Origin of the sequence: Nostoc sp., from assembly GCF_036917135.1 — a bacterium.
Lineage (GTDB): Bacteria > Cyanobacteriota > Cyanobacteriia > Cyanobacteriales > Nostocaceae > Nostoc.
This window is the reverse complement of record NZ_JBALEA010000044.1, coordinates 1-11,937: the sequence shown is the minus strand read 5'-3', so window position 1 is coordinate 11,937 and position 11,937 is coordinate 1. Positions and strand designations below refer to the sequence as shown.

Below are 11,937 nucleotides of genomic sequence, written 5' to 3'. Positions count from 1 at the left end.
GTAGGCGATCTTTGGCAGTCGTAACGAGAGTTAGACTAAATTAGTCTAACTCTGTCTGTAGAATCTCAGTGTCTTTAGACCTGAGAGTGTCAAAACCTCTTTCGGCAACACAAAAAACCCATCTTCCCCCATCGGAGAGACGTTAAGACTATAGAACTTTTGTCAATAAATAATATTACTTAAAATTATGTGAAAAATTGGGCTAATCAACAGAATTTTTGGGCTAGCGATGCCTACGCTTGACATTTAAAAGCATCATTCATTCTTGCCTCAAAATTCAGTGCTAAGTAAGATTAATTTGATCCGAGATTTCAGCAAAAGCGGTGTTTTGCTTGGTATCAACGTAAATACCGCCGCATCGTTGTCAGATGGGAACGTCAAAAAAAACCTTTTGACGCATTCATCGATCTCGCTACTATCCACATTTGCATTAACAAAATATTATGGCGTTACATAATTGAGGGATGAGTTGAGGTGTTCTACTGTGCATTGTTTATACTGTTAATGTATTTATATAAAAAAATACACTTGCATGGCTAAATAAGACAATAGTTGCTTGACATTGACACGATAGTATTGTATTGTGAAAAAAAATTGATGCTAGAATTTACGCACTGTACAAAATGACTATCATGCGGATCAAAATCCGTTGTTTCAGGCTATTGGCTACTAGCTGTCTTATCACTAGCGTAGGCGCAGCCCGCCGCAGGCTAATAGTAAAAAAATCAAACTTAAATGCCTGAAAATCCATACTCATATTTAATTACTTCTGTCAATGCACAAGTCCTAAGTTAAAGCATCATCAACTCACCCTCGTAAATTTGCAAAGGTATTGTTTACTAAAAGCGTTACCCAAAAATGATTATATACAAATGAAACCAATGGTGCAGCATGCATCAAATGGAGGAACGACTGCATCACCTGATCTATAAACGTCAATAATTAGAAAGTATTGGAGGCTAAATGTTTAATAGAGTTGCTGCTGCTATCATCACCGCAACTATTTCTTTTTCAGCTACATCAGCTTTTGCTGTTAATGATCGTGTTCATGTTAACGGAAGTTGTGCAGCTTACAATAATGGAGGATATCGAGTCGCAATATTAAGACCTGGCTTCTATAAAATTATAAGGGCAATTAAATTTGGTGATGGTGATAAGGGAGTTACAATATGGGCTCGTCTTGACATAAATGGATCGTGGCAAAAGTTGAATGTCTCTTCTCGTTGTTTAGACTCACGCGGAGGAGTAGTTACTAGATATTAAAATAGACATCTCTGAAACAAAATCCTTTTTTGGTAAAAGGATATAAAATTATTTTTATTCTACCACAAAACTATAAATGACGTACCAAATGGTCATAGCTGAAAATTTTTAGGTATTTAATTTAATAGATGTTTTGGCTTTTAAACGAGTAATAAAATGGACTTATTGATTAATAAATAGGGTTCATGATAATTAATTAACAAATGCGATTAATTTTATACAGTAAACCCGGCTGTCATTTATGTGAAGGCTTGCAAGAAAAGCTAGAACAAATCCGAAATCTCAGTTTCGAGTTGGAAATTAGGGATATTACGACTCGTGAAGATTGGTTCGGTGCGTATGAGTATGAGGTGCCGGTACTTTATTTATCGAACCGCAGAGGCGCAGAGGACACAGAGGAAGAAGAGAAATTATTGCCACGCCCTTCTCCTCGTGCTAGTGTGCAACAGTTGGAGCAAATGTTGCGTAAGTATTTAGCCAATTAGAAAAAAATAATGCAGAATAAGCGCAAGATTAAGAATGTGGCGAGGTTCACAAGATGAAATTGCGGGAATTACTAAGGGCGGTAGATAGCGTTGAACAATTACCTAGCCATGCGACTTTAGAGGATGTGGAAGTTAGGGGTTTGAAGACTAATTCTCATGCTTGTGGTATGGGAGATTTGTTCATTGGAATGCCAGGAACACGGGTTGATGGTGGGGAATTTTGGCCAAGTGCGATCGCATTGGGGGCTGTAGCTGCGATCGTCTCTCCCGAAGCTGCACAAAAAAATCCTCCCACAAATGAGGCTCTGGTGATTAGTGCAAGTAACATAACTCAAGCTTGTGCCCAAATAGCCAGTGCTTTTTACGGTTATCCGGGGCGAAAACTCAAGCTGGTGGGTGTGACTGGTACAAATGGCAAAACTACAACTACTCATCTGATTGAATTTCTGCTGATCAAAGCGAATCTAGCTACAGCTTTGATGGGAACTCTCTACACTCGTTGGGCAGGTTTTGAGCAAACTGCTGCCCATACTACGCCCTTTGCAGTGGAACTGCAACAGCAGCTAGCAGAGGCGGTAAAGGCTGGTAGTGAGTTCGGGGTGATGGAAGTAAGTTCTCACGCTTTAGCCCAAGGTAGAGTGTTGGGTTGTGAATTTGAGGTGGCGGTGTTTAGTAATCTTACTCAAGACCATCTCGACTATCACACCGACATGGAAGATTACTTTGCTGCCAAAGCGTTGTTATTTAGCCCTAATTATCTCAAGGGACGAGCAATAATTAATGCTGATGACTCTTACGGGAAGCGGTTAATTGCCTCGTTGGATTCCGAACGGGTTTGGAGTTACAGCGTAAACGACAACAGCGCTGATTTCTGGATGAGTGATTTAAATTACCAGCCCAATGGTGTCAGTGGGACATTACATACACCAAAAGGTGATGTAGCTTTTCGATCGCCTCTAGTCGGACAATATAATTTAGAAAATCTTCTCGCAGCCGTAGGAGCAGTTTTACACTTGGGGCTAGATTTGCAGTTAGTAGCGTCTGTGATACCTGAGTTCCCCGGAGTTCCCGGACGAATGGAACGGATACAAATTGATGCTGACCAAGATATCAGCGTGATTGTGGATTATGCTCATACACCCGATAGTTTAGAAAATTTACTGAAAGCTGCACGTCCGTTTATACCGGGGAATGTGGTTTGCGTGTTTGGTTGTGGCGGCGATCGCGATCGCACTAAGCGCCCAAAAATGGGTAAAATCGCTGCTGAGTTAGCTGATGTGGCAGTAGTGACATCAGATAATCCCCGGACTGAAGACCCCGAACGGATTTTGCAGGATATTTTAGCAGGAATTGCTGATACAGTACAACCAACAGTAATTTGCGATCGCGCGATCGCAATTCGTACCGCAATTTTACAAGCACAACCGGGTGATGGAGTCTTACTTGCTGGTAAAGGTCACGAAGACTACCAAATTCTCGGCACCGAAAAAATCCATTTTGACGACCGAGAACACGCACGGGATGCTTTACACGAAAGACTCAAGATACAAGGTTAATTTGGGCATTGGGCATTGGGCATTGGGCATTGAAAAGAGGCAGAGGGGCGGGGTGCGGGGGGCAGAGGGGAAAACTTTTCTCCCTGCTCCCTGCTCCCTGCTCCCTGCTCCATATTTATTTCCGTGGGGATTTTGTAAAAAATGCACACATAAAGGTGAAAATCGAATACAGAGTTATTTCTTGCTTCATCCAAGTTGTGCTTGACTCATGAATGTTTCTCTGGCTAAGGATCTGTCTGTTTATAAACTGGTTATGGGAGTGCAAGCGCCTCCAAAACCATTGTCCCTCAGTCCTGCGACTCTGCTATCACTGGTGAGAGCGCAAATTGACTTACTAATTGAGCAGCAAATTGCAGCCACTTTATGGGTGAAGCTACCACCAGAAAAAATTTGGCAATCAGAATTAGCACGTTATAAATCCTCGGTAGGTGCGTCTAGTTTCATTTACACTTGCCAGATTGAGGAGAGTAGGAAAGCGGGAGTAGGGGGAGATGAGGGAGCAGGGGGAGATGAGGGAAAAGCAAGAGTAAATGCCTCCTCGTCCTCCTCGTCCTCCTCATCCTCTCACCACATCTCTGTTCACCTACCACCAGATAGCCAACTGCGGCGGGAAAATTTTCTGATGGTGTTATCGCCACAGTTTTGTAGTCTACTTGTGGCTCATCGACCACTTAAAAAACGCAAAAATCAGACATCTGGGAAGGTAAATACTGATAAAAACCAGCCGTTGTTGATTATAACTACTGTTGAGGGGAGAGTAATTCAGCAAGTATTAAATGGTATCCAACAAGCGATTGCGCCAGAATCATCTGCAATTTTACCTGCTAGTTTTATTTGTCCAAGCGTGCCCCAAGGCGCACTGATGAATCAACTGTTGGCAAAACAACTCCTACGACAAGATGAAATTAATCGTCAAATCATCACAGTACGCACCACCAAGTTGCAGCAGCAAAATCAAGAACTACACAACAAAGAGCAACTCAAAGATGAATATTTAAATAATGTATGTCAGGAATTGCGTACACCCCTAACGCACATGAAGACAGCACTCTCATTATTAAATTCCCCTAATCTTAAACCCCCCCAGCGACAACGTTATTTACAGATGTTAAATACCCAGTGTGATCATCAAAATTCGCTGATTACTGGTTTGTTAGAACTGGTGCGGCTAGAACGGGATTTGGAGGGGACGAATTTGGAGTCGGTGCGTCTTTCAGATATTGTGCCTGGAGTAGTAAGTACTTACCAACCTGTAGCCCAAGAAAAAGGGATTATGTTAGCCTACACCATCCCGACTGAACTCCCACCTGTTTGGTGCGTGAGTGGTGGTCTGAGGCAAATTGTGATTAATCTGCTGCACAATAGCATTAAGTTTACTCCTGATGGGGGTCAAGTATGGGTGCGTGCCCGTACTCAAGGCGATTATGTCCAATTAGAATTCCGCGACACAGGTATCGGTATTGGCGAAAACGAAATTACCAAAATCTTTGACCGCTTTTATCGTGTGCGTACAGCAGCAACTGAAGATTATGGTGGTGCTGGATTGGGGTTAACAATAGTACAGCAATTGCTGCTGCGCTCTGGTGGTTCGATTTCTGTGAGAAGTAAATTATACGAAGGTTCTACCTTTACAGTGCAACTGGCAAGAGTTGGCAATATCCCCAGAGCGATCGCTACAGAAAATGAGTTATGAGTTAAAATTCATAACTTATATGACTTATGCACGCAATAAAGCCCATGTTTGTCGTAGGGGCAATTCATGAATTGCCCCTACCGTGCTGGTCTACAACAATCAAATAATGATTCATAAAAACCGGAAACGACGTATTTACCTTGATACACAACATAATTGTTTTGTATTGTCAGGCAGTCAATCAAACAAACTAGGCAAACTTTCGCCACAGTGTACTAGTAGTCCAATCACAGACTATCGTAGGTTAGTTCTGCATTTGCCCAGTTGGTTTCTGCCAGAAATTCTCTAAATGTGGTCAGAAGTCCAGGAAACTCCTCTTCTCGTAAACGCTGGACATCCGCTTGATAACCTTGTTTGCGATACCACTGAATCAAATCGAACAGTTCCCTTTGCAGCAAGAGTAAGAAAATCCAGGCGGGTGTCTCTTTGTAAACTACTTTCATCCCCTGCGCTTGGGAAAATACTTCTGCCATCTGCTTTGGAGTCAGCACATCGCCAGCTAGCTCAATTTCTTGACCAATATACTTGGTGGGATGTTTAATTACGTAGGCAGCAACCCGGCCCATGTCCTTCGTTGTAATTAGATGAAGAGGCTTGTCTTGCTGAATGGAAAATGGGAAACTACCTTTGAGGATGGAAGGTCGCGTGTACTTCTTCCAAAACTCCTCCATAAACAAGCAGGCTCGCAACATAGTAGTCGGTAACCCAGCTTCTTTGAGAATTTCTTCTACTTGGTACTTTTGCTCAATGCGAGGGATTCCTGAATTCCTATCCGCCCCACCTGCGGAATTGTAGACAAAGTGCTTAATGTTAGCTTGCTTGGTAACTTGTCCAAGTCGCCTTGCCCTCTCCACCTCTAGGGGGTCAATTTTAGTGGAGTCCGCAGAAGTAGCGTGGCAGTAAACAGCCGAAATCCCGGCAAATGCTGCGATAAGGGAGGTTTCATCGTCGAGGTTGGCTTTTACAAGTTCCACTTTGGCATCGTTGAGCTTTGCAAGAGTTGGACGATTAAGGTCAATTTCTCTAGTGATGACTCGCAGGTTGGTAACTCCCTGTTCGAGAAATCCCTTGACGACATTTCCACCTGTGCCGCCAGTAACACCGATGAGTAATATTTTATCGGTGTTTGACTCTGTGCGATCGGGGAAATTTGACATTCTCTCTTCTACCTAGAGTTTTTTATTTAAATTAAGTTTATCGAAAATTTGGGTTTAAAACCCCGTGTTTCTAGCACGGCTCTATATCAATCAATGGGGAACTATTGAACATGCCTGCTTGATAGGAATCTCAATCACAAATTCTGTACCCTCACGAGGTGCAGAAATACACTTAATTTTTCCTTTATGTTTTTCCACTATAATCTGGTAACTAATAGATAATCCTAAGCCAGTACCTTTACCTATAGGTTTAGTAGTAAAGAAAGGGTCAAATAATTTAGTTTGAGCCTCCTTAGTTATTCCTGAACCATTATCTTTAATACTAATAATTATGCACTCTTTATTTTTAACTTTAGTATGGATAGTAATAGAACTAAGCTGTTTTTCAATCTCTCCTTTTAAGCACTCTGTTTCCCATTGATATAAAGCATCAATAGCGTTACTTAAGATATTCATAAATACCTGATTTAATCCTCCCGCATAACATTCAACAAGAGGTAAATCACCATAATCTTTGATAATTGTAATTTCCTGCCGATTCTGATTTTCTTTGAGACGATACTGTAAAATTAATAGGGTACTATTAATTCCTTCATGAATATCAACAAATTTCATTTCTGCTTCATCAAGACGCGAGAAGTTACGCAAAGTTAGTACAATTTCGCGAATACGTTCAGTACCAATTGCCATTGATGATAATATTCTCGGCATATCATCAATAATAAACTCTAAATCTATCTCATCAAGTAGAGTAGTTATTTCGGGGCTACAATTATAACATTGTTGCTGATACAGGGTAATTAAAGTTAGTAATTGTTGGCTATATTCTCTCAGGTGGAGTAGGTTGCCATAAATGAAATTAACTGGATTATTAATTTCATGAGCAACACCCGCAACTAACTGACCTAATGAAGACATTTTCTCGGTTTGAACAAGTTGTACTTGAGTGTGTTGCAATTCTTTGAGTGTCTGTTTTAGTTGAAAATTTTTGTATTTTAATTTTACTGTTCTTTCTGCAACTTGCATTTCCAATCTTGAATTCGTTTCTTCTAAGGCGGCTTGAGCAATTTTTTTATCTTTTAAGTATTGCTGCAATAAATGCAATACTAACAGCCATGCTGGAATCAGCATTACTAAACTTATAATAGATTCTAAAATTGCCCAAAAAATTCTTTGATAATATTCATCAATTTTCTGCTGTAACTGAAGTGAAATGTTACGCTTTCTTTGGGCAACACCATTAGCATAAATGCGTTTATTATTTTCATATTCGCTGCTAAAAAGCAGTAGTTTGGCTGACTCTTTTTGATTTTTATTAACTAAATCAAAAGATTGATATTCCATTGCAACCAAGCGCTGATTAGCAGCATCAATTATTTTGGTATCCTCATTTTTATATGCTTTAGGAGCAAGTTTAATAGATTCTTTAATAGCAATATCTAGCTTAGGTTCAAATTGGCGATACCGTTGTTCCCAAATCAAGTTACCTGTGGCAGCATTCATCCGGGCTGACATCGTTAATACTTCATCAAGATAAGTAATTTCATCACTCAGCATTTGTAGCTTAAATTCATATTTAACAATATTATTAAAGCTATGATATACTTGCCAGTTTAGCCAAATTTGAGGAATAAATAAGAGCAATGTCAGCAGTACTGTTACAGTTACAAGTTGAGAAGAAACAAATCTCAGTTTATAAGGTAGGCGCATTCTCATATTATTTTTTTAGATCCATTTTAATTAGTAGTAACTTCATTTAATACTCTCACATGGATTTCGTTTCATCAGTATTAATACCGAAAAACTTTCTTAAAAATTTGATATTTTCATTTTGATATATTTTAAAATCAATCTCATTTATTTGTTTAATTTTAATCTTTCTGCCATAGATAAATCCTAAGTTAAAATTCATGAAGTCTAACTTTGAAAATTTATAAGGATCTGGATATATAAACTTAGCAAAAAATTTATATATGAATAAATGTAGTTGATTGGTTTTTAAGTCATTACCCATTGTAAATCCTATTACAAAAGCTTCATCTTGAGGAGAAATTCCTCTACTTAAAAGTATGTGAATATAATCATGGTGGCGCAGAATAATTTTTCCAGGTAACGCCAATAGGCTCTTAGGATTCTCTAGTAACCAAATTACAAAAGGAATTTTCGGGTCATTATATAAACTAAATACTATTGAATGTGCCTGGTTCAAATTTATTTGGGTTATATCCAGTTGAAAAGCTTCATCTAAATCAAAAGCCATATATGTATTTATAATAAAACAACTAACTTATTAATATTTGTTTTTCTCCTAATTTGTCTATATTTACCAGCAAAGTTATTTGTATTTTTATAATTAAGTACAATAAAACAATTTTACATAAAATTACAGTACGATCACTGAGGTTAAGACTAAGGGCAAAGGCATCTAAATGAAGAATCATTGACTGATGCAGATTGCTGCAACTCTGCTGTGGAAAAAGGATGTTGCCACAATAGCTTGATCGTGGTTTAGTTGATGGGCTGTTTACCAAAGTCCTGAATTCGGTAAATATGTTGCCCAATATGGGCAACGAGCTAGATGCCAAAAAGTGTCAAACTAAATATTAAGTTTATAGAAAAGCCGCAAACTCAAACTATGACTCAGCAACCAACTGATTTAGACAAGAAAGCTGTATTTGAGCAGTTGCGGGAGATGACAAAAGAACTCCGTCAAAAACTAGTGGTCTGTCAAATTCATTTTGACGGTTAGAGAGACGCGATAAATCGCCGTCTCTACAGAAAATTTATTCGTCAATTAGTTCTTGACAGACTACTAGAGGCTCGTTTTCAGTTATATCTAAACCCTTGTGTAGAAAATTTAAAGACAACTGACCAATGCCCAATACAACTCTTGGAGAGGCTGCGCCAACCACTTCGCGGTAGTTGAGCTTAGTCGAAACTCAGTACAAGTGCCCCATACCCAATGCCCAATGCCCCATGACTAATTTTGAATCCTATCGCGCTTTAGCACTGCAAGTTACCTGTCATGCAGTCAACCAAACAAGCGATGCCTCCGGCGGGCTACGCCTACGCCACCAAGGGCGATCGCTCATAGAAAACTCCATCAACCGCCTCGCTCAACAAATTGCTGCTAGTATCGCTTTTATTGGCTTTGATTGTCGTTTAATTGTGCTGCCAGAATACTTTCTCACCGGTTTCCCAATGGGAGATTCTCTTGGAGGATGGGCAGAAAAAGCCTGTATAGAAATGGCTGGTGCTGAGTATGAGGCACTTGGTAAAATTGCCCAAAAGCACAAAATCTTTTTAGCTGGTAACGCCTACGAAGTTGATCCGAACTTTCCCGGATTGTACTTTCAAACCTGCTTTATTCTTGACCCTTCTGGCTCAATTATCTTACGGTATCGGCGGCTAAATTCTTTATTTGCTCCCACTCCCCATGACGTTTGGGATAAATATCTCGATTGCTATGGTTTAGAGGGAGTTTTCCCCGTAGCCAAAACGGAGATCGGTAATTTAGCTGCTTTAGCATCAGAAGAAATTTTGTATCCAGAAGTGGCGCGGTGTCTAGCCATGCGAGGAGCAGAAATTTTTGTCCATTCCACCTCGGAAGTATACAACAAAAACCTCACGCCCAAAGACGCGGCAAAAATCACTCGCGCCGTTGAAAACATGGCTTATGTAGTTTCAGCCAATACCGCAGGCATCGCTAATATTGCCATCCCCATTGCTTCGGCTGATGGTGGCTCGAAAATCATTGACCATCGCGGAATCGTATTAGCAGAGACAGGTGCAGGTGAGAGTATGGCAGCATTTGCAGAGATTGATTTAGCAGCATTACGCCGCGATCGCCGCCGACCGGGGTTAAATAATTTACTTGCCCGCCAACGCTTTGAACTATACGCCGAAAGTTATCAACAATCACACTTTTACCCAGCTAATACTATGCTGGAAGGAGAAGTAGACCGCAAACACTTCCTGCAAACCCAGCAAGCCACCATTGAGCGGTTGGCCAAATTAGGCATAATTTGAATTTGGGAATGGGGCATTGGGCACTTGTACTGAGTTTCGACACTTCGACTACGCTCAGTGCATCGCTACGCTCAACTACCGCAAAGTCGTTGGCGCAGCCTCTCCAAGAGTTGTATTGGGCATGGGAAGTAATAAAAAATGACTAATGACCAATGACTAATTACTAATGACAAAACCAATAGAAGTCCGCAATCCCCGAACTGGCAAATTTGACTACGTAATTATCCCGCCCCCTCCAAGGCTGGTGGTACAACAATGTAAGCGCACGCGTCGGGCACAAGTTCGCTGGCAGCAGTTAGGCTTAGAGGGAAGAATTGAAGCTTTACAGGAGTGGAAACAGGCGATATTATCTGGACGCGATCGCCTCACAGAAGCTTTGGTAAATGATACCGGAAGATTATCAACCTCTGTATTAGAAATAGATTCCTTCCTCTCTAGCATCGATCGCTGGTGTAGGCTAGCACCAGAATTGCTGCAAGAATCTGCAAAAAATACCGCCATTCCATTTATTGCCTTGCAACAAACATCTGTTCCTTATCCCCTAGTTGGGGTAATTAGCCCGTGGAATTTTCCCCTGTTGTTGTCTGCCATTGATACCATTCCGGCATTACTAGCGGGTTGTGCCGTTATTGTCAAACCCAGTGAAATCACTCCCCGCTTCGTAGCACCACTGGTTACAGCACTCAACGCCGTCCCCAAATTGCACGACGTATTAACTTTTGTTGAAGGAGCAGGCGCAACGGGATCTGTTTTGATTGAAAATGTAGATTTAGTATGTTTTACAGGCAGTGTAGCGACGGGGCGAAAAGTTGCACAGGCAGCTGCAAAACAGTTTATTCCAGCTTTTTTGGAATTAGGAGGGAAAGATCCGGCGATCGTTTTAGAATCAGCCAATTTAGAATTAGCAACCTCAGCAATATTATGGGGTTCCGTCGTCAACACCGGACAGTCATGCCTCTCAATTGAGCGAATTTACGTTGCAGAATCGATATTTGAAAAGTTTTATCATCAACTAGTAACTAAAGCACATCGTCTTGGGCTAGCTTACCCCACAGTTGAAAGTGGAGAAATTGGCCCCATCATCGCCGAAAAACAAGCAACCATTATTAGTGATCATCTTCTAGATGCAGTGGAAAAGGGAGCAGTAATTCACTGCGGCGGTGTCATTGAAGACTTAGGTGGCGGTTGGTGGTGTCGTCCCACAGTGCTTACCGAGGTTAATCATTCCATGAAAGTCATGACCGAAGAGACTTTTGGCCCCATTATGCCAGTCATGCCTTTTTCCACAGTAGAGGAAGCAGTATCTTTAGCCAATGACTCAATTTACGGATTAAGTGCTGCTGTGTTTGCCGAGTCAGAAACCGAAGCCTTAGAAATTGCCCATCAGATAGATGCAGGTGCCATCAGTATCAACGATGCTGGACTCACCGCTATGATGCATGAGGGAGAGAAAAATGCCTTCAAATTTTCCGGTTTGGGAGGATCGCGTATGGGTGCGGTGGCGCTGAAACGGTTCATGCGAAAAAAAGCTATTTTGATTAAAACTAACGCTACTAATGACCCTTGGTGGTTTGAGAATGGGGAGTGATCAATGCCATCATCACTCTGCAACTCATTACCGTAACCAATGGCATAGCTTGTCGCCGTTCGCAAAGCGTCTCATTGAAAACACAAGTCCATTCATTGAAAACACAAGTCCATTCATTGAAAACACAAGTCCATTCATTGAAAACACAAGTCCATTCATTGAAAAC

Annotated in this window: 9 protein-coding genes; 6 read left to right on the top strand and 3 right to left on the bottom strand. The window is 40.9% G+C overall.

Features of this window, described 5'->3' with window-relative positions; genetic code table 11:
- Positions 1–963 precede the first annotated feature (963 nt).
- The 4 genes from V7K50_RS13605 (at position 964) to V7K50_RS13590 (ending at position 4,997) form a co-directional block, all read left to right on the top strand.
- On the top strand, positions 964–1,263 hold the full coding sequence (locus V7K50_RS13605; RefSeq protein WP_334960751.1) for a hypothetical protein: 300 nt from the start codon (positions 964–966) through the stop codon (positions 1,261–1,263).
- Positions 1,264–1,466: 203 nt separating this feature from the next.
- On the top strand, positions 1,467–1,748 hold the full coding sequence (locus V7K50_RS13600) for a glutaredoxin family protein (RefSeq protein WP_334960749.1): 282 nt from the start codon (positions 1,467–1,469) through the stop codon (positions 1,746–1,748).
- 53 nt (positions 1,749–1,801) lie between these two features.
- Positions 1,802–3,304 carry a UDP-N-acetylmuramoyl-L-alanyl-D-glutamate--2,6-diaminopimelate ligase gene (locus tag V7K50_RS13595; RefSeq protein ID WP_334960747.1) on the top strand — a complete coding sequence of 501 codons (1,503 nt, stop codon included), beginning with the start codon at positions 1,802–1,804 and terminating at the stop codon, positions 3,302–3,304.
- A 208-nt stretch (positions 3,305–3,512) separates the two neighbouring features.
- Positions 3,513–4,997, top strand: a complete 1,485-nt coding sequence (locus V7K50_RS13590; RefSeq protein ID WP_334960745.1) for a DICT sensory domain-containing protein — start codon at positions 3,513–3,515, stop codon at positions 4,995–4,997.
- A 227-nt stretch (positions 4,998–5,224) separates the two neighbouring features.
- On the opposite strand, the gene V7K50_RS13585 is transcribed toward V7K50_RS13590, so the two are convergent.
- The 3 genes from V7K50_RS13585 to V7K50_RS13575 form a co-directional block, all read right to left on the bottom strand.
- Positions 5,225–6,154: an NmrA family NAD(P)-binding protein gene (locus V7K50_RS13585; RefSeq protein ID WP_334960743.1), complete on the bottom strand. Its 930-nt coding sequence runs from the start codon at positions 6,152–6,154 to the stop codon at positions 5,225–5,227.
- Between the two features lie 90 nt (positions 6,155–6,244).
- Positions 6,245–7,864 carry a sensor histidine kinase gene (locus tag V7K50_RS13580; protein ID WP_334960752.1) on the bottom strand — a complete coding sequence of 540 codons (1,620 nt, stop codon included), beginning with the start codon at positions 7,862–7,864 and terminating at the stop codon, positions 6,245–6,247.
- A 55-nt stretch (positions 7,865–7,919) separates the two neighbouring features.
- Positions 7,920–8,414 carry a hypothetical protein gene (locus V7K50_RS13575; RefSeq protein WP_334960742.1) on the bottom strand — a complete coding sequence of 165 codons (495 nt, stop codon included), beginning with the start codon at positions 8,412–8,414 and terminating at the stop codon, positions 7,920–7,922.
- A gap of 716 nt (positions 8,415–9,130) precedes the next feature.
- Between V7K50_RS13575 and V7K50_RS13570 the strand changes: the two genes are divergently transcribed.
- Positions 9,131–10,183: a nitrilase-related carbon-nitrogen hydrolase gene (locus tag V7K50_RS13570; protein ID WP_334960740.1), complete on the top strand. Its 1,053-nt coding sequence runs from the start codon at positions 9,131–9,133 to the stop codon at positions 10,181–10,183.
- Between the two features lie 166 nt (positions 10,184–10,349).
- Positions 10,350–11,771, top strand: a complete 1,422-nt coding sequence (locus V7K50_RS13565; protein WP_334960738.1) for an aldehyde dehydrogenase family protein — start codon at positions 10,350–10,352, stop codon at positions 11,769–11,771.
- Positions 11,772–11,937 lie beyond the last annotated feature (166 nt).